The organism is Xanthomonas sp. NCPPB 3005, assembly GCF_041228095.2.
Taxonomy (GTDB): Bacteria; Pseudomonadota; Gammaproteobacteria; order Xanthomonadales; family Xanthomonadaceae; genus Xanthomonas_A; species Xanthomonas_A bonasiae.
The window spans coordinates 788,879-806,064 of record NZ_CP166096.2; the positions used below are offsets into that span (position 1 = coordinate 788,879).

The following is a 17,186-nucleotide window of genomic DNA, read 5'->3' on the forward strand; positions in this document are numbered from 1 at the left end:
CGTTCGAGCGCCGACTTGATCTTGATCAGGGCCTGGCTGGCAAGTGGCCGCTAACGTGTCCGGCATGGAATGCTCCCCGTTCGCGATCGACCGGACTGCGCTGGCACGCTACCTGCCTGCAGCACCGCACTGGCCGTTGCATCCGCCTTGCGCGCACTACGTCTGCGGCTTCGGCGATGCCGATTTCGCCAAGACGGTGCGGGTCGGCAACGACCACCTGATCCCGCGCTCGCTGACGTTGTGCTTCGGCGCTCCGCGGGGCGGGTCGCCGATCGCGCCGGGCGAGTACCTGCACTGCCTGTTGCGCGCGCTGGCGCGGAGCGCGGCGCTGTTCGACGAGGATCGCGAAGTGCTGTACATCGTGCTGGGCGAAGGCTTGCCCGAGCTGATCGGCTGCGGCGGCGTGGCGCGCTTGCTCAATGCGATCCCGCAGTCGCTGCGCACGGTCGCACGCGCGGACGTGGCCGTGCTGTTGCGGCCAGGCAATTCGGTGGCGGCGCGTTCGCTGGTGGCCGCGGGCTGTACCCGCGGGGTACTGCTCGACGACGGCACCGCGTCCGCGGCGTCGCGGCTGGCCGCGCGCGAGGCAATCGCCGGCGCCGGCTTTGCCGCCACCGGTCACGTGCTGGCCGGATACCCGGATGCCTTGCGGCTGGAGGAGGTATTGTCGTGGCGACCGGATCGGGTGGGACTGGCCTGGCTGGCGGCGGTCGGTCCCACGCTGCCGCGCCTGCTGGCCGATGCGGTGCAACGGCTCGGCGAGGCCGGCTATGCGCCTGCCGGGGCGGACACCTTCGCCGTGGCGTCCAGCCCGCCCTGGCGCCGCGGCAGCCGTGCGCAGTATTGCGACCTGACCGGAACGGTGCGCGCCGAGCGTACCGACCTGATCGGCATCGGTGCGGGGGCGGAGAGCCAGCTGGGCGAGGTGTTCTGCCAGGCGATCGGCGATCCGGCGCGCTGGTGCGCGGCCGTCGCCGCCGGGCGGCTGGGCATCGAGCGCGGGCTGGTGCAATCGCAGGACGAGGCCATGCGCGCGGAGATCATGCAGTCGCTGGCCTGCGACTACCGGCTGGATGCGCGGGCGATGCAACGCACCGATGCCATGCCGTTCCACGACGATTTCGCGCTGGCGCTGGCGCGGCTGCGACCGCTGGAGGAGCAGGGACTGGTCAGCTGGAACGACCAGGTGCTGTCGCTGTCATTCACCGGCACGCTCCTATGGCGTATCGTTGCCGCATGTTTTCAGCATCCAGCGTCGGCTCTCTAGCCGGTAACCCGTCGCCGCATTGCGGCATCCTCGTTCGCGTGTCCAGGTGCGGCCGATGACGTCGTCCGCTCCCCCGCTCAATCCGGCCGCGTCGAGCGATGGCGACGAGCTGCGCTTCTGCTCGACCTGCGCGTTCTCCGATGCCTGCATCTCGCAGGGCTACGACAAGTCGATGCTCTCCGAACTGCATGTGCTGGTGGATCATGTCGGCCCGTTCCATGCCGGCGACTACATCTTCCGCACCGGCGAGGAATTCCGCGCCATCGCCGCGGTCCGGGCCGGCATGGTCAAGACCTTCGTCAACGACAGCAACGGCAACGAGCAGGTACTGGGCTTCAGCCTGCCGGGCGAAGTGATCGGCCTCAACGCGATCCATTCCTCGCGCTTTCCCTGCAACGCTGTGGCGCTGGACACGGTGCTGCTGTGCCAGTTCTCCTTTCCCAAGATGACCCTGCTGGCCTCGCGCATGCCGGGCCTGCAGGCCAAGCTGTTCAGCCTGCTCAGCGCGGAGATCGGCAAGGCGTCGATGCTGGCCGCCGACTACCGCACCGAAGAGCGCATGGCCGCATTCCTGCTCGACCTGTCGCGGCGCTACGCGCAGCGCGGCTTCTCGGCCACGCGTTTCAACCTGACCATGGCGCGCACCGAGATCGCCAACTACCTGCGCATGGCGCCGGAAACGGTCAGCCGCGTGCTGCGCCGGCTCGGCGACGACGGCATCATCGCGATCAAGCAGCGCGAAGTGGTGTTACGCGATCCGGCGCGGCTGGAGGCGTTCGCGTCCGGCGGGGGAGCCCCGTAGCCAGATGCTTCTAGATCGCGCCGCTCGCGTCGCGGCCAGCGACACGTGCCGCATGCGCTGTCTTGCGCGTTCCTGCAATGCACGAATGTGAGCCCCGGTCCGCTTGACTGCGGTCAAGGCGGTGCCGCGTACCGCGGCCTACAGTGTCCGTGTCCCGGATGCGACCGCAGTTGCGCGGCGCGACGGTGCATGCACGAGAGACCGCCATGTCCATCCATTCCGAAACGCCGCTGACGGCGGAACGCATCGCACTGATGCAGGCCGCGTTGCGAACCACCGATCCTGGCGCCGAACTCAGCGTCGATCGGGCCAGCGGCCAGCTCGACATCGTGACCTCGCTGCCGGCGCACGAGGTGCTGGCGGTGCTCGGCAGGTTCGGCGCGAAGCCCGAACTGGTCGCCGATGGCAATGCGCCAGCTGACGGTGGCGGCTGCTGCGGGTGCTGTGGCGGATGAACGCGCGGCGGGACGCGGCATCCGCGCGCGCCACCGCCACGCCGGTTGCGTCGCCACCTAGGCACACGAGCGCACTCCACCCGCCGGTACCGCGCCGGCTGCCGATCTGTCCCAATCGCAACGGCAGCGCCATGCGGCAATGCCTGATCTGCGATGTCGGCGCGCTCTGCCTGGCCCGTGGTCACGAGCAGCGCGTGCACGACATGCACCTGCATGTCGTGCACAGCGGCCCGTACCCGGCGGGCGCCTGCCTGTTCCACGAAGGCGATCCGATGTCGGCGTTGCTGGTGGTGCGCAGCGGCACGGTCAAACTGGTCGTCGGCGCGCCGTCGGGCGAGGAACAGATCCTCGGTTTCGCGATGCCCGGAGACGTGATCGGGCTGGACGCCATCCACGCCGAACGCCACGGCTGCAGCGCGCGCGTGCTTGAGGCCACATCGCTGTGCCGCCTGCCGCTGGCGACGGTCACGCGGTTGACCGAGACCGTTCCCGGCCTGCAGCGCAACCTGTTGGACCTGCTCAGCCGCCACCTCGATCGGAGTACCCGCCTGCTGATCGGGCGCTACGAGGCAGACCAGCGCCTGGCCGCCTTCCTCATGCTGCTGTCGCAGCACGCGCAACGGCGCGGGCTGTCCGCGCAGCGGCTGCACCTGGGAATGCCGCGTACGGACATCGCCAACTACCTGCGGCTCACTCCGGAAACCGTGAGCCGCACATTCCGGCGCTTGCAGTTGCGGCGGCTGATCGACGTGAGCAGGCGCGAGCTGCAACTGCTCGACCTGGCGGCGTTGCATCAGATGGGTGGCGCGCTGCTGCCGGTCTGACGCGCCATGGTGCGCCGGTCGCCTTTGGCGACGCGGGGTTTACGAAGCATGCCAGTGGGCGCGCCCCGCCCGCGATGGTGGCGCTCAGCCGCCCTTGCCGTCGCGGCGCGGACTCAGGGAGATGCGGCCGATCCGGGCTACCCAGGGAGCCAGCGCCAGCAGCCAGCCGACGGCGGCCGCCACCTGCCAGCGCAACGGGTCCGGTGTCAGTTCGGCGACGACCCGCATCGTGGCCACACCCTGGATCGCGGCGAACGCGAACCAGGCCACCGGCGGCATCGTCAGCGGGCGGCCGGAATGGCCCTGCGTCACCCGCGTCACCATCGCCACCAGCAGGCTGCCGAACAGGCCGATGGACAAGGCGTGGATCGGCCCACGGCCCAGCAACAACTGCCCGGTGAGCAGACAGCCCACGCTCTGGACCACGTATAGCGCGTAGGTGACCGGCAACCAGGCCATGCCGATGAACAGCGCGGCCAGCAGACCGGGCATGCGGCCGCGTGGCCACCAGCGCCATAGCGCGTACGCGGCGAGCGCAAGCGCAGGCGCGTCGGCCAGCCATAGCGAGGCGTCGGCGCCGGCCAGGGCCAGCGCCAGGTGCGCGAGCAGCGTTGCCCACATCGCAGCCAGCCACCACAGTGGGCGCCACGCCACGTAACCCGGCACCGCGTTGCCGGCGAAGAACGGGAACATGCGATGGGCGACGCTCAGGTACAGCGGCAGCAGCAGGCCGAAGCTGCCCAACGCGACGTTGATCGCCATCAGCCTGCTCTCGCCGGCGGCCACGCCCGCGAACGCCAGCAGGCCCAGCCAGCCAAGCAACAACGCCGCGTAGCACGAGTATGCGTGCCAGGTACGGCCGCGCTCGGCCTTCAGCAGCCCGCCCAGCACCACCAGCGCGCCGCTCCAGCCGGCGATGGCCAGCGCCAGTCCCAACCACAGGCCCGGCGCCCAGCCCAGCATCGCCAGCAGCAGCGCCGCCTGTCCGCCGAACAGCCCGGCGCCGATCGGCACATAGCGTCGGCGCGGCAGTTCCGGCAGTCCCATCCAGCGCGGGAACACGGTCAGCAGGAAGCCGAACACGAAACTGGGCAGCACCAGGTACTGCATCGCCAATGCGTGCAGCCAACCGGCCGGCAACGGTGTTTGCGGCAGCGACCAGCCGCCGTGCAGGCCGGCCAGCCACAGGGCCCACCAGGCCATCAGCAGCAACAGGTTGCCCGCGCCGACGAAGAACAGCAGCCGATGCGGCGCGCGCGCCAGCATGGCCGGAGAAGGATGCGCGTGGGACGCGGGTAGGTTAGGCATGGCCGCTAGTTTCCAGTCGCGGCCCGGGCGTGTCCTTGACCTTGGTCAGGCGCCGCCGCGATACCTGGCGGCGGTCTGTAAGAGGCGCTCGCGACCGCTTCGCTAAGCCCACGTGCGGGCAGGTCAATTGCACGATTGCCGGACTGCGTCCCCTGTCGACGGGAAGGCACAGGTGCACCAGGGTGCCCTGCCAAACATCCCGTTGCCAGTACCGCGGCGGAATGAAGCCGAACAAGCTGATGGTAGCGATCACCGTCAACGAGGGGGCGGTGTCAAGTTTGGGTGCTGAATTCCAATCTGAGCGCAGGATGTCCAGGGCTGCCCAAGAACGTCCTACCAAGTGGTTGAACAATAGTGAGTCAAATTGCGAGTCAAAGTGGTGGACCGTCCTGATGAAGTTTTAATTTTTACAATGGCTTGTAGGGTTAATTCGGTTGCTGGTGGGCACCACAAGCATGCAAAGGCAATTGCATGTTATCTGCTCTTGAAAAATAAGCGGACGTGAGAAGTAAACCTGCCCCGGTTTTGTTCCCTCTGTCTCGCATGGTCGCTAGGTGCTAGCGTGAGCTCACGAGACGAAGGTCAGCGCGCTTGTGACCAGATCGCGCGCCAGAGTTGCCACCTTTAAGCCCGGTTAGCGCGAGTCCAAATACGAGTTGGTCAATTTCCTCGACGGTGACGCAAAGTTCGCTTGCGATGTCACTCTTGGAAATGTCTTCGTCGCGAAGTGCTGCGAAGACCTTCTGAAGAACTTGCGATGTTTCGCGCTGTCCTTCATTTGGTTCGCTTTTCCGGTAGCCGCGTTTGGAAATCTCTACAAAGAGAGACTGGTAGTGCCAGTCGCTCAATGCGCCAACTGTGTGCAAGCGATAGGTGAGCGCTGCCACCGAAACGCCCCAAGTCCTCTTGAGCTGGATGAGCCGATCCACAGTTGCCATGTGTGGTGCCTCGGCAAGTACGCTTGCTTGTGGCATTAGGAACGCCGAGGCAAAGCTGTTGGCTTCCCGCTCCGCTTCCCTTCCTTGAGGCGAACCGTGGCGGTGCAATACGAGATGCCCCAACTCGTGCGCCGCATCGAAGCGGCCGTGCTCAGCCGACTTGCCCGTGTTAAGGAATACGAAGGGGGTGCTCTGCCGCCACATGGAGAAGGCATCAACCTCGGCAGCGTCGATAGAAAGTGAAAAGACCCTTATGCCTTTGGCTTCTAGCAGGTGAATCATGTTCTTGATAGGAAGCTCGCCCAAGCCCCACGCGGCACGAAGTGCCTGCGCAGCAGCTTCCGGACTGGCTTCACGACTGAGATCCGGCAGGTCATGGGCGGGTAGCTGAAACCGTTGTTCGATCCAGTCGTTGAGCATGAGCGCGATGGCGCCGCTGCCCAACGCGGTGTCGCGTTGGGCAGCTGTCATCTTTGACAGGGCACGGAAACTGGCGATATCGGGGGTGGGTTCGTCCACAGCCTCCCCATAAAAAAATGAAACAGGAAAACCAAGCGCACTACTTATGGCAGCCAGGCGTTCGGTATCGGGGCTGAACTCGCCCTTCTCATAGGCAGAGACAGAACGAAGCTCGACGCCGATAAGCGCGGCGAGCTTGGTCATCGTCAATCCCCGACGCTTCCGCGCCAGGGTCAAGCGCGAAGGGTTGAAGATGACAGGCACGTTCATGCCCGTCGTTTGATGTCGATCGTGATATCCGGCTGATCATTGGTACTTGGCTTGATCTCGTCGAGGTCTGGATCGTTGGGCAGCATGCCAAGCATGATACGTTCGCGCCAAGCGTCGATATATCCGTCGTTATTGATGGACAGGGGTAGTGACAGCTCGCTTCTGACACCCTCTGCGCCGCGATGGACGAGAAGAATCCAGGTCATCCGGTTTTCGTCTTGTGTAATAGCAGGTTCCGGAATCGGGGGGCAGTCCAGAGGCAGCAGCAACTGGTTCTGGTTGGCGATGACGACATCCACGGTGCGGGGGCCCTTGGATGATTTTGTTGTCGGACTGGCATATGACTGGCCAGTGCCCTCATCGCCGGTAGCAATCGCAATGGCAATCTCGCCTTGTGGATCGATTACCAGACAATAGTTATTCTCGTTTGACCGCGACCATCCTTTTGGCAGCAGGTACTCACGTGATGCCCGAATCATCTGCGCCCAGGCAGTGAAGCCCGGATACAGGGGTGGGTCGTTAGCGGTGCAGGCCGCATGCGCGTACTGCCCCCGGCGTACGATATTGGTTAAGATCGTATGGTTGAGGCCAAGGGTCTGCAAACGGCCCAAAACCTCGTCCGCCTTCACATAGATATTGGGGAGCATTGTCTCGGTTCCTGCACCGGGGCATCCGGCTTCCGGTTTTTTTACCACGATCCAGGGAGAAAAACCAGAAGTAATCGGGTTTGACAGCGGTGCGGATGACTAGGAACCTTGGCCTCACAGGGCCTGCCGGCCCATGGCACCAGAGGAAGTCCGGAAGCGGCCTGAGCCGGACTGGTCTTTTGTCGCCTCTTTGCCAGTATGGCGCCAGCTGCCTTCTATTGACTTTTGCTATCGGGCAGCGAGTCCTGGACCTGTAAAGTCCGTGCGCCGACGGCGCGCACTGGGTTGATGGCGCCTGCCACGAGTGCCTTGGTCGGTCGCTTGCGTCTCAAATCAAAATTGTAGTAACGTAACTACATTGAAGATGTAGGAGGTGCCCAATGACCATCACAACCCTATCCAGTCGGGAACTGAATCAGGACGTGACGCGGGCAAAGAAGGCCACTAAGAGCGGCCCGGTGTTCATCACGGATCGCGGCAAGCCTGCGCATGTGTTGTTGAGCTTCGAGGACTATCAACGGCTGACCAGGCAGCGGCGCAACATTGCCGACGCACTGGCGATGCCAAGTGTTGCAGACATCGAGTTCGAGCCGCCGCGCGTGACGATTGGAGCCAGGCCGGCTGATCTCTCGTGATGTACGTGCTCGACACCAACGTGCTGTCCGAGCTGCGCAAGGTGCGGCTCGGCAGAGCGGATGCGAATGTGGCGGCGTGGGCGGAAAGCGTCGATGCCGCCGATCTCTTCATCTCGGCCATCACCGTCATGGAGCTTGAGCTGGGCGTTCTGTCGATCGAACGCAAGGACGCTACCCAGGGCGCCATGCTGCGTTCATGGCTGGAACACCACGTATTGCCTGAGTTCTCCGGGCGCACATTGCCGATCGACACCGCTGTGGCGCAACGCTGCGCTCGGCTGCATGTACCAGACAAGCGTGGCGAGCGCGACGCGCTCATCGCGGCGACGGCGTTGGTGCATGGCATGGTGGTGGTCACGCGCAACGTCTCTGATTTCGAGCCCACGGGAGTTCCCATTGTCAATGCGTGGGAGCCGTTGCCATGATCGCCTACGCGCTTATGCGCAAGGCAATTTGAAGTTGTCCGCTATGAAAAAAGTGAGGGTTGGAAGTCAACCCGACCCCGTTGATTGCACTTATCGAGCATTTAGCCAACCGCCGCGATGTGGCCTGGGGGTTATGACAAAGATCCTAGGCCGCGCGGCGCCGACATTAGTATCTGTTGTAGTCGAATCGACAGCGGAATAACACCTCGGTGGGCTCATAAGCTCCGCGTCTGCCACGTGACCGGCCTGTCTCCGAGATCAGGTGCAGGTTCTTGCGAGCGCGCGAAGCCAGGACATATAGCAGCTTGTTTGCCGCGACATCACCGTCGGCATCGCTGAAGTGGGGCACCATACCCTGGAGAAGCCCGAATGCAATAACGACGTCGAACTCTGCGCCCTTAACTCCGTGGATCGTCGACACAGTAATTCCGTTTCGCTCGCGGAACACTTTTTGGAAAAACGACAAGTTAGTGATGTAGGCCGCACCAGCGTTCTGCAACCGCTCCAGCCGTGCCTGTGAACTCGCGAAAAATGCCTCGCGGTGCTCCAGAAGCCCGGGAAACAAATTCAGATTGATTCTCAGGCGATCAAGCAAAGCGACGAACGCCTTGTCAAGATATTTCAGGCCGTCTACTTCCTTGATGCTCAGGGAGTTGGACTCCCGCAGCAGTGCCTTTCCAGTGATCCTCGACGTGTCGACACCGAGATCTCTCAGGTCGGAGATAACGTCCCTGGCCCATCGCATGCGTCGCACCAGCATTTGAGGCGATGACTCAGTCAGCAAGATCTTGGAGAGTTTAAACCAAAAGTTATCGGGGTCATTGCTGAATGGCACCAATCCCGGGCCGTCGAACTGCTGCTCGGGAAGCAGCGCGACAAGCTTTCGGGTGGTCGATGCCAGCAGAATCCACCACGGAGCCAGAACGCAGATCTCTTCGGGCGCATGCCCTTCAGACAAACTCTTTTGAATAAGTCTAACCAGCTCATCATTAAGGTCTGCATGCGCAACAAGCCGGTTATAAGAGACTTGGCTTGGAAAGCCAGCCATCTTTCCGGCGCCCTGTATGTCGGTCGCGTGTACATTGAAATTGGAAAAGTGTCCAATGATCCTAGCGCTTGAGCGATAGTTCAATCGCAGCGCCATCTCCCTAATGGGGATGTTCGTGAGCGCGCGAAATTCCGTCGCTGAAATTGCATATCCGCCAAGCGATCCGTAAATCGCCTGATTCGGATCTCCTACGATGAAGGTCCTAGTGCTACCAGCTCCCGCCCTCAGGATGGCTCCCACCAGGTTGTACTGGATCTGCTTTGTATCTTGATACTCATCGACGAGTACATAGGAAAATACTTGGGCGAGCAGCGCCCCGATATGCGGCTGATCCCGAATCAGCACCTGTGAGTACCAGAGGATCAACTCGAAATCGATCCTCCTCGCATTCGCCAGCTCTCGAAAGTAAGCCGATAGCACCCGGTGGATGTTTTCATGCTTCCGTGTGTCGGGACACCCCAGCCGGTAACCATTCTCTTCGAAGTAATAGTCGCAGTCATACAAGGTTACGTCTCGGTACGGTGCGCAGAGCCGCTCAAGCATCTTTTCCTGGTCGTGTCGATCCAAAACCGTGTACCCACGTGCGAGCTCCGGAACATAGATTCCGTAAGGTTTGATGATCCATTCGAGACAGAACGAATGGATGGTTCCGATCCATAGCGCCGTAGTATCGACCCCGAGTGCCTCGATTCGCTCCTGAATCTCGTCAGCGGCCCGGTGGGTGTAGGTGATGGCCACGACGATGCGCTTGTCACTGCGCCGGGACAGCTCATAAGCAATCTTGTATGTCAGCGTACGCGTCTTTCCGCTGCCCGGGCAGGCGACCAAGAAGACGCTCGACGGCTCTTCGACTGCGGCCGCTTGCTCGGGATTCAGTTCGGTGGCATCCCAGACGAACATCAGGTCATCCCAGCCAGGAACGCATGGACCACGTCACCTGGCAACGCCGTTACAGCCGCGACACGAAGGGTTGGCAAATCGGTCTCCGAGCGACCGAAACGCTCCAACTCTGTGTTGAAAGCCGTCAAGCGCGGACGCGCGAGGAAATCGACGGCCAACAAGCAGCTCATTCGATGCCGAAGGATTCGCATGATCAACGGTCGTGAGAACTGACCATGCGCAAACAGCACGGCGTCGCGGATGTATCCGGGAACCACGGCTTGGTGATCCAGTGTTTGCGCAAGCAAGATGGCGAACCAACCCTTGCCTCCTTGCTCGGCCATCGTCAGGGTGCGGAAGCCACTGTGATGAAGGAGGCCCGAGCGAAGCTCGGTCGTTGCCTGCGCGATCGTCGCTGGTGCCTTGTAGACTTTGTCGACGCAGCGCACGATCGCTTCATGATTACCCGCCCCGACAAAATCCACCTCGAAGGTGTGCGCGGCGTAGAAGCTCCGCACCCATACGTTGCCAGCCCCAAATGTGTCCAGATCGGTCTTCCGATGCGCCCCAGCCGTTTGCGAGCCGATCGCCTTGCGCTTCCTAGCTGCAAAAGCGTCGTCGTCCGCCGGGTTCGGCGTAGTGTCGAAGAAGATCGTGTCCAGGTCCGTTACGATCGCGCACCGCTTGCGGATCCGGAGGTCGTGAAACAGGACCGCGACGTTCTTGAATCCGGTGCTGCGGATATTAATGACGCTGAGTCCCAACTCGTCCACGCTCAGGCCCAAGACCTGCTTCACAAGCGCGGGGATTAGGATCTCTTCCGCGTCCCCTTCCACCAGGATCACGCTCTTGGCGAACAGCAGGTTGCTCCGAACTGCGTCCAGGTATCGCTGGATGCTGGTTACCTGAGCAACATCCAGTCCGGTCGCTGGCTGGTAGGCCTCGCAGAACGCGCCGCGTCGTCCCAGGATGTTGACGCTGCTCACGTTGCTCACCTCAGAGATGTGCGTGGAGTGCGTCGTGTAGATGACCTGGGCATCTTCGTAGCCGATGCGATCGAACAGCGTCTTCTGAATGTGGGTGTGGATATGTGCTTCGGGCTCTTCGATGAGCAGAAAGTTCGCGATCGCCATCTTCTCGCGCTGGTACTTGAACTCCAGCAGCTTGAGCGTCAGGTAGATCAGGTTAGCGCCGCCAAGGCTGAGCTCATTGATCGTCCCCTCATACCCGTCCTCTGACTCCCCGACAAACAGACGCAGCGACTGAAACAGCTGCTCCGCTTCCTCGGGCAGGTCCGACCGGATCGACAGCGACGCTGGGGAGTAGGTTTGGCCGGCAGTGTCTTTAATGGTCTCGCGGATGTGCTTGCGCACCGACTGCACGTCCTCGAGCCCTTCGATGGCGCCATTGAGAGCGCGCACTTGGGCCACGATGGGCAAGAGAGCTGCCGCGTTGATCTCACCGCTCTTGCTCTTCAGAAGAGTGAGCAGCGGATTGGTGCGGTTGTTGTGAAACTCGGCCACGACGTCGCGCAGCGCCTGTATGAAGGTGAGTGACACCTCCTTGGTGACCGACAGAAAGCCCGGCACCTTCGCGCCAAGTTCGGGGAACTCGGTTTCGTCGTTGAAGGAACAGAAGTCGAAGTGTCCGACGATCCGTTGATACGTAGCTGGTTCATTGAAATCAGCGCTGCTTCGGCCGGTGAAGATGGTCTCGTAATCGTCGATGGTGATCCCGTCGCGAATCGCCTTCAGCGCCGCAAAGTCTAAGTCATCGAGGGCGGCCAGCTTAAGCCGAATTTCCTTCTTGGGGCGAAAGATTAGGTTGTATGTAGCCTTGGAAATTGGTCCTGCGTGGATCTCAGCTGTGCCGTGCAAGAACAGCGCCTGAACTACCTCGTCAGGGCTGAGGTTGTCGAATTCCATGCTAATGATGATCCAATGGCCCTTCCACTGATCCAGCGTGCGGCTGAAATCGGACTCTTCCAGCCGGTAAGCTGCGCGGACCATGTTGTCGTCCAGGAGCAGACGGATGGCGCGTAGGATGTTGGACTTGCCCGCGCCGTTCTCTCCGATGATGGTGTTGACACCACGCTGAAACTTCAGTGTGGTGTTTTTGAAGTTTCGGTAATTGACAAGCGTGAGTTTGGAAATGTGCATGTCTTTTTGCCTTGTGCTCCCTGGGGAGTCAACGTCCATTTGAAGGCTATCGTAGCGTGACAGCGACGGCGAGAGCGCAGTCGCTGGCGGCCAATTGCCGCAATCCCGCATGACCCACGCCCAGAAAGTTGGGTCACCGAAAGCGGACGTCGGAGGGCAGCAGCGCTATAAAGTGATGCAGCTTAGGAGGCAACCTGGTCCAAACAGCGCAGAATGGCTCTAGGTTCACCTCTTCCGTAGTCACATGGCCCTCGATATCGGGGTCAGGTTGACTTAATCCGCACCGGAAGGATGTCCTGCAGATGTCTACAGGCGCCCTATTTTAAGCGTTGACAGCTTCTTTGGGTCGAGTAACTATTTACTTGCTGCGGCAAATTCCGCAGCCGGGTTTGGTCTCCCGAAATCACTTGGCGACTCCCACCCAGATGGAGGACGTCATGTCCGGTAGTGATTACGCTCGTTCAAAGACCAAATCCCCTCGCCGCGCCGCCAAGGCGCCGCCATGCTGGCTCAAGCTCGAATCGCCCGACCCCTTGGACGCGATTGCCGCCGAACCGCTGCCTGGTGCAGCGTCTGCACCGCCTGAGTGCCCTGACGCCGACGCCGTCGTCGCGCCCAGGCGCTCGGTCCCGCGCCGGCCCACGCAATGCACCATTGGTTATCGCTACTACGATGTGGACCGCGGCGGCATGCGGGTCGGGCGGCAGGTGCCCAGCCTGCGCTTGCATGGCCTGTGGCTGGAAGGCCTCGGCTTCGCGGTGGGCGGCAAGGTGCGCATCACGATGGCCAATGGCGCCCTGCTGATCACGGCCGTGCCGGTGGAGCCACCGCCTGCGGCGAAGAAGCGACGTAGGTTCAAGGTGGCGCCGTAGCCGCTCGGTTTTGGAGGTGGCGTTGCCGGGGCGGCCGGCGTGCGCCGAAGCGCTTGAGGGGTGGAGACGGCGCGGCGCTGGCCGCGTCGTCGCTACGCGCCAGCCCCTTGGGCGGAGTCGCCTCCTCATAAGACGGGTGCATCGGCCGTCCCTGTGGGCAATGCGGACGATGTGCGGCGATTGGCCGCCCCAATCTCTGCAGAAAGCGCGGTGATTGTGTCTGCGGAGAATCGCTCCCATCGTCACCGCATCATGCGCGGTGAACGCCCTACCTCTGGCAACGCAAGGACTGGTCGAACTGGTGATGCACCAGCTGGGACCTGGTGCATGATCCGATGGATGAGCGATGAGGGCGTTGCTGGCTGCGCCGATGCCGACGAGGCTGCGGCGTCCAACCGTCGGTGACGGTGCATGCAGTAGGTCAATTTACCTGCATATCAGTTATTTGAACTTTATTTGTTTTGCAGGTATTTTGCGTTTAGCTGGATGACGGGTACCACCCAATGCCTACACGCCACGTTCTGGTCACCGCGACGCAGCTTGGCGCGACGCTGCAGGCCGCACGCAAGGCCCAGGGGCTGACCCAATCTGCCCTGGCCGGCCGTCTCGGCCTGAGCCAGTCGCGGGTTTCCCATCTGGAGTTGAACGCCCATGCCTTGAGCGTGGAACAGCTCCTGGCGTGGTGCGCGGCGCTGGGGTTGGAGTTGACCATCGGCACCCGCGGCGACCCTGCCGCGTCCTCCAGCACGCAAGCGGAGTGGTGAGATGGGGCGTCGATCGCACGGCCGCAGCCTCTCCATCTGGACCAATGGTGTGCGCGTGGCGCGCTGGACGCTTCCTGCGCGCGGAGACATGGAACTGCACTACGACGCGGACTGGGTCGGCGCCGACCTGGGCCGGCCGCTGTCGCTGTCGCTGCCGTTCAATCTGCAGAATCTGCCGCTCAAGGGCGAGAAGGTCTTCAACTACTTCGACAACCTGCTGCCGGACAGCGATGCGATCCGCCGGCGCGTGGCGCAGCGCTTCAGGGCGCCATCCACCGATCCCTTCGATCTGCTGAGCGCGATCGGGCGCGACTGCGTGGGGGCCGTGCAGATTCTGGGCGAGGACGAGGTACCGCAGGATATCGAACGTATTGACGGCGTACCGCTGTCCGAAGGGGACATCGAACGGCACCTGATCGAAACCGTCTCGCCGCACGCCTTTGCCGCGCACCACGACCCGGATGCGGACTTCCGCATTTCCTTGGCTGGTGCGCAGGAGAAGACGGCCTTGCTGTGGTGGGAGGGGCAGTGGTACGCGCCGCGCGGCGCCACGCCGACCAGCCACATCTTCAAGCTGCCGATGGGCCTGGTGGGCGGGCGGCGGGCGGACTTCAGCACCTCGGTCGACAACGAATGGCTGTGCCTGCGGCTGTTGAAGGCCTATGGCTTAAACGTGGCCGATGCGCGCATCGCCCGCTTCGGCCAGCAGCGTGTGCTGGTGGTGGAGCGCTTCGACCGGCGCCTTGCGCCCAATGGGCAGTGGCTCATGCGCCTGCCGCAGGAAGACTTCTGCCAGGTCGCAGGGTGTTCGCCGTTGCGTAAGTACGAGAACGAAGGCGGCCCAGGGCTCACCGCCTTGTTCGGCACATTGCGTCAGTCGGTCAATGCCGACGCCGACATGAAGACGCTGCTGGCCGCGCAGGTGCTGTTCTGGTTGCTGCGCGCGCCCGATGGTCATGCCAAGAACTTCAGTATCCAGCTTCTGCCACATGGCCGCTTCCAGTTGACTCCGCTGTATGACGTGATGTCGGCCTATCCGGTCTTGGGCGACGGCCCCAATCAGTGGTCGCCCTACGACATCAAGTTGGCCATGGCTCTGCTGGGCAAGAACAAGCATTACGCCATGTACAGCATCCAGCGCAGGCACTTCAGCAGTACGGCGCAGCGGGTCGGCTATGGGTCGACGGCCGAGCCGCTCATCGAGGAGATCCTGGCGCGCACGCCGGCCGCCATCGCCGAGACGCGCGCGGACCTGCCGCAGGACTTCTCGCCGCGCGTTGCCGACGCCATCCTGGGCGGGCTCGAACAGGCAGCCGCCGCGCTCGAAGGAATGGCCGCTTAGCGGGGCGAGCAATCGCCAGCGGGCCGTTGCAATCCGGATGCAGCCTCTGCGCTCAAGTGGGTGGCAACGGACGCATCTCGCGGCCGCCAGCGGTGCCGCCTGACCCTGGCGCGGTAGCTGCCTGGGAGCACAGTGAGGCCCGGCAGGCCATCGCCGCCACCTGCCGCCCCGCAAGTCCTTGGCTTCCAGCGATGTCGTTGGCCACCTGAAGCCGTTGCAGGCTTCGAGCAAAAGCCGGAACGGCCAGGCGTGTCAGGCGAAGCGCCTGGCGCGCTCGCCAGTTCAGTCCGCCTCCGCCGCCCACTGCACCGCATCCGCCCCGGCCGGCAGATACAGCGGCGCCGACGGATCGGTGGCCGCGCGCCAGACCGCTTCGGCGACGTCCTGCATGCGCGTGCCCGGGCCGGTGGATTCGGCCATGCGCGCGATGGTGTGGCGCATGAAGTCGCCATAGACCGCGTCGTCCATGCCGCGCAGGCGGGTGCGGGCGGTGTCGCGAAAACGCGTCTCGCCCGAGGAGCCCGGCAGCACGAGGCGCACGCGCACGCCGAACGGTTCGACTTCGCTCGCCAGCGATTCGGTGAAGGCATTCACCGCCGCCTTGGCCGCGCGGTAGATGCCGACCAGCGGCAGCGGTTTGTAGGTGACGCTGGAGGTGACGTTCACCACGACGCCGGCACCGCGCGCGCGCATCTGCGGCAACACCGCCTGGGTGAGCGCCATCGTGCCGAAGGTGTTGGTGTCGAACAGGGCGCGCACGGTGTCCATGTCCATCAATTCGAACGGGGCCGGTGCGCCGAAGCCGGCGTTGTTGACCAGCACGTCGATCGGGCCGGCCGCCGCGACGGCCGCGCCGATGCTCTGCGCGTCGGTGACGTCCAACGGCAGCACGCGCAGCTGTGCCGATGGCGGAAACAGGTCGTCGCGCGGGGTGCGCATGGTGGCGAGCACCCGCCAATCGCGGGCGAGGAAGTAGCGGGCGGTTTCCAGGCCGAAGCCGGAGGAGCAGCCGGTGATCAGGACGGTCTTCAAGGGGATTCCTTTGCGCGTGGACGAGAACCCACGATAGATTGCCGTCCCCGTACTCGCTACGATCCGGAGTCCTTGATTCGTTTGCGAGCGTCCAGCGATGGTGGATCCCCTTGCCGAGGTGGTGACGCTGCTGCAGCCGATGGCCCGGTTCTCCAAGCAGGTGGTCGGTGCCGGTGCCTGGCGCATCCGGCGTTCCGACGCCGGGCAGCCGTTCTACTGCGCGGTGCTGGAGGGCGGCTGCCACATGGCGCTCGACGGCGGCGCGCCGATCCTGCTGCAGGCAGGCGATTTCGTCCTGGTGCCCGCGGCTTACCGCATCACGATGTCCAGCCTTGCGCCGCACGCGGACGTGGCCGAGACCATGCCGACCGCATTGGGGAACGGCGTGTTCCGGATCGGCACGCAGGACGGCCCGACCGACCTGCGCATCCTGGCCGGCCACTGCAGTTTCGGCTCGCCGGATGCGGCGCTGCTGGTCTCGCTGCTGCCGCAGATGGTCTATGTGCACGGCGAGCACCGTCTCGCCACGCTGGTGCGCCTGGTGAGCGAGGAGTCGCGCGAGGCACGCCCCGCACGCGAGGTGGTGCTCTCGCGTTTGCTGGAAGTGCTGCTCATCGAAGCGCTGCGCTCGGCCGCGGGCACGGCGGCGTCGCCGGGCCTGGCGCGCGGGCTGGCCGATGCGCGCCTGGCCGCGGCGATCCGCGCGATGCACGCGCAGCCCACGCGCGCATGGACGGTGGCGGCCTTGGCGAAGGAGGCCGCCTTGTCGCGCTCGGCGTTCTTCGAGCGCTTCGGCCGCACGGTGGGCATGGCGCCGATGGAATACCTGCTCGCCTGGCGCATGGCCTTGGCCAAGGACCTGCTGCGCCGCAACGAGTTCGGCATTGCCGCGATCGCCGAGCGCGTCGGCTACAGCTCCGCGAGCACCTTCAGCGTCGCGTTCGCCCGCCATGTCGGACAGCCGCCGACGCAGTACGCGCGCGCAGGTGGCCACGGCGCCACGCGCGGCGAACCGTCGTTCTCCGACCACGTCGAGGGCGTGCAGTAGGCATTCGGCGTG

Annotated in this window: 16 protein-coding genes; 10 read left to right on the forward strand and 6 right to left on the reverse strand. The window is 63.6% G+C overall.

The window, feature by feature from the left end:
* Positions 1–64: 64 nt before the first annotated feature.
* From AB8810_RS03535 to AB8810_RS03550, 4 genes are all read left to right on the forward strand, one after another.
* Entirely contained in the window at positions 65–1,267 is a 1,203-nt protein-coding gene (locus AB8810_RS03535) for a coproporphyrinogen III oxidase (protein WP_369915571.1), read from the forward strand.
* Positions 1,268–1,322: 55 nt separating this feature from the next.
* On the forward strand, positions 1,323–2,069 hold the full coding sequence (locus AB8810_RS03540) for a helix-turn-helix domain-containing protein (protein WP_179567620.1): 747 nt from the start codon (positions 1,323–1,325) through the stop codon (positions 2,067–2,069).
* Between the two features lie 206 nt (positions 2,070–2,275).
* Positions 2,276–2,524, forward strand: coding sequence for a hypothetical protein (locus tag AB8810_RS03545; RefSeq protein WP_179567618.1), 249 nt, complete (start codon positions 2,276–2,278; stop codon positions 2,522–2,524).
* On the forward strand, positions 2,521–3,348 hold the full coding sequence (locus tag AB8810_RS03550) for a cyclic nucleotide-binding domain-containing protein (RefSeq protein ID WP_369915572.1): 828 nt from the start codon (positions 2,521–2,523) through the stop codon (positions 3,346–3,348). Before AB8810_RS03545 ends, AB8810_RS03550 begins: the two co-directional genes overlap by 4 nt.
* A gap of 84 nt (positions 3,349–3,432) precedes the next feature.
* Here the strand turns inward: AB8810_RS03550 and AB8810_RS03555 are convergent, their stop codons facing one another.
* From AB8810_RS03555 to AB8810_RS03565, 3 genes are all read right to left on the reverse strand, one after another.
* Positions 3,433–4,656: an NnrS family protein gene (locus AB8810_RS03555; RefSeq protein ID WP_369915573.1), complete on the reverse strand. Its 1,224-nt coding sequence runs from the start codon at positions 4,654–4,656 to the stop codon at positions 3,433–3,435.
* A 557-nt stretch (positions 4,657–5,213) separates the two neighbouring features.
* Positions 5,214–6,257: a helix-turn-helix domain-containing protein gene (locus AB8810_RS03560; protein WP_369915574.1), complete on the reverse strand. Its 1,044-nt coding sequence runs from the start codon at positions 6,255–6,257 to the stop codon at positions 5,214–5,216.
* A gap of 62 nt (positions 6,258–6,319) precedes the next feature.
* Positions 6,320–6,970, reverse strand: a complete 651-nt coding sequence (locus AB8810_RS03565) for a hypothetical protein (RefSeq protein ID WP_369915575.1) — start codon at positions 6,968–6,970, stop codon at positions 6,320–6,322.
* Positions 6,971–7,350: 380 nt separating this feature from the next.
* Between AB8810_RS03565 and AB8810_RS03570 the strand changes: the two genes are divergently transcribed.
* On the forward strand, positions 7,351–7,605 hold the full coding sequence (locus tag AB8810_RS03570; RefSeq protein WP_369915576.1) for a type II toxin-antitoxin system Phd/YefM family antitoxin: 255 nt from the start codon (positions 7,351–7,353) through the stop codon (positions 7,603–7,605).
* Positions 7,605–8,030 (forward strand): type II toxin-antitoxin system VapC family toxin, encoded by a 426-nt coding sequence (locus AB8810_RS03575; protein WP_369915577.1) that lies wholly within the window; start codon positions 7,605–7,607, stop codon positions 8,028–8,030. The genes AB8810_RS03570 and AB8810_RS03575 overlap by 1 nt, the downstream gene beginning before the upstream one ends.
* Positions 8,031–8,196: 166 nt before the next feature.
* Here the strand turns inward: AB8810_RS03575 and AB8810_RS03580 are convergent, their stop codons facing one another.
* Together AB8810_RS03580 and AB8810_RS03585 are read right to left on the reverse strand one after the other, a co-directional pair.
* Complete coding sequence (locus tag AB8810_RS03580; protein ID WP_369915578.1) at positions 8,197–9,978, reverse strand: UvrD-helicase domain-containing protein; 1,782 nt, start codon at positions 9,976–9,978, stop codon at positions 8,197–8,199.
* Entirely contained in the window at positions 9,978–12,116 is a 2,139-nt protein-coding gene (locus AB8810_RS03585; RefSeq protein ID WP_369915579.1) for an ATP-dependent endonuclease, read from the reverse strand. Before AB8810_RS03585 ends, AB8810_RS03580 begins: the two co-directional genes overlap by 1 nt.
* A gap of 437 nt (positions 12,117–12,553) precedes the next feature.
* On the opposite strand from AB8810_RS03585, the gene AB8810_RS03590 reads away from it, so the two are divergent.
* The 3 genes from AB8810_RS03590 to AB8810_RS03600 all read left to right on the forward strand — a co-directional run bounded on the left by AB8810_RS03590 (position 12,554) and on the right by AB8810_RS03600 (position 15,094).
* Positions 12,554–12,988, forward strand: coding sequence for a SymE family type I addiction module toxin (locus AB8810_RS03590; RefSeq protein WP_369915580.1), 435 nt, complete (start codon positions 12,554–12,556; stop codon positions 12,986–12,988).
* A gap of 503 nt (positions 12,989–13,491) precedes the next feature.
* Positions 13,492–13,752, forward strand: coding sequence for a helix-turn-helix domain-containing protein (locus tag AB8810_RS03595; protein WP_369915581.1), 261 nt, complete (start codon positions 13,492–13,494; stop codon positions 13,750–13,752).
* 1 nt (position 13,753) lies between these two features.
* Positions 13,754–15,094: a type II toxin-antitoxin system HipA family toxin gene (locus tag AB8810_RS03600; RefSeq protein WP_369915582.1), complete on the forward strand. Its 1,341-nt coding sequence runs from the start codon at positions 13,754–13,756 to the stop codon at positions 15,092–15,094.
* Positions 15,095–15,376: 282 nt separating this feature from the next.
* On the opposite strand, the gene AB8810_RS03605 is transcribed toward AB8810_RS03600, so the two are convergent.
* The gene (locus AB8810_RS03605) at positions 15,377–16,126 is read right to left on the reverse strand and encodes an SDR family oxidoreductase (RefSeq protein ID WP_369915583.1); all 750 of its coding nucleotides are present in this window, start codon (positions 16,124–16,126) and stop codon (positions 15,377–15,379) included.
* A gap of 97 nt (positions 16,127–16,223) precedes the next feature.
* Here AB8810_RS03605 and AB8810_RS03610 point away from each other — a divergent pair, with 97 nt between their 5' ends.
* Positions 16,224–17,174 carry an AraC family transcriptional regulator gene (locus AB8810_RS03610; RefSeq protein ID WP_369915584.1) on the forward strand — a complete coding sequence of 317 codons (951 nt, stop codon included), beginning with the start codon at positions 16,224–16,226 and terminating at the stop codon, positions 17,172–17,174.
* Positions 17,175–17,186: the final 12 nt, after the last annotated feature.

What these genes read in the sequence shown, in the direction of transcription:
- AB8810_RS03565 (WP_369915575.1), bottom strand. Translation starts at nt 6,970, where the DNA reads ATGCTCCCCAATATCTATGTGAAGGCGGACGAGGTTTTGGGCCGTTTG.
- AB8810_RS03600 (WP_369915582.1), top strand. Translation starts at nt 13,754, where the DNA reads ATGGGGCGTCGATCGCACGGCCGCAGCCTCTCCATCTGGACCAATGGT.
- AB8810_RS03580 (WP_369915578.1), bottom strand. Translation starts at nt 9,978, where the DNA reads ATGTTCGTCTGGGATGCCACCGAACTGAATCCCGAGCAAGCGGCCGCA.
- AB8810_RS03610 (WP_369915584.1), top strand. Translation starts at nt 16,224, where the DNA reads ATGGTGGATCCCCTTGCCGAGGTGGTGACGCTGCTGCAGCCGATGGCC.
- AB8810_RS03560 (WP_369915574.1), bottom strand. Translation starts at nt 6,257, where the DNA reads ATGACCAAGCTCGCCGCGCTTATCGGCGTCGAGCTTCGTTCTGTCTCT.
- AB8810_RS03535 (WP_369915571.1), top strand. Translation starts at nt 65, where the DNA reads ATGGAATGCTCCCCGTTCGCGATCGACCGGACTGCGCTGGCACGCTAC.
- AB8810_RS03590 (WP_369915580.1), top strand. Translation starts at nt 12,554, where the DNA reads ATGTCCGGTAGTGATTACGCTCGTTCAAAGACCAAATCCCCTCGCCGC.
- AB8810_RS03545 (WP_179567618.1), top strand. Translation starts at nt 2,276, where the DNA reads ATGTCCATCCATTCCGAAACGCCGCTGACGGCGGAACGCATCGCACTG.
- AB8810_RS03575 (WP_369915577.1), top strand. Translation starts at nt 7,605, where the DNA reads ATGTACGTGCTCGACACCAACGTGCTGTCCGAGCTGCGCAAGGTGCGG.
- AB8810_RS03585 (WP_369915579.1), bottom strand. Translation starts at nt 12,116, where the DNA reads ATGCACATTTCCAAACTCACGCTTGTCAATTACCGAAACTTCAAAAAC.
- AB8810_RS03540 (WP_179567620.1), top strand. Translation starts at nt 1,323, where the DNA reads ATGACGTCGTCCGCTCCCCCGCTCAATCCGGCCGCGTCGAGCGATGGC.
- AB8810_RS03595 (WP_369915581.1), top strand. Translation starts at nt 13,492, where the DNA reads ATGCCTACACGCCACGTTCTGGTCACCGCGACGCAGCTTGGCGCGACG.
- AB8810_RS03550 (WP_369915572.1), top strand. Translation starts at nt 2,521, where the DNA reads ATGAACGCGCGGCGGGACGCGGCATCCGCGCGCGCCACCGCCACGCCG.
- AB8810_RS03555 (WP_369915573.1), bottom strand. Translation starts at nt 4,656, where the DNA reads ATGCCTAACCTACCCGCGTCCCACGCGCATCCTTCTCCGGCCATGCTG.
- AB8810_RS03570 (WP_369915576.1), top strand. Translation starts at nt 7,351, where the DNA reads ATGACCATCACAACCCTATCCAGTCGGGAACTGAATCAGGACGTGACG.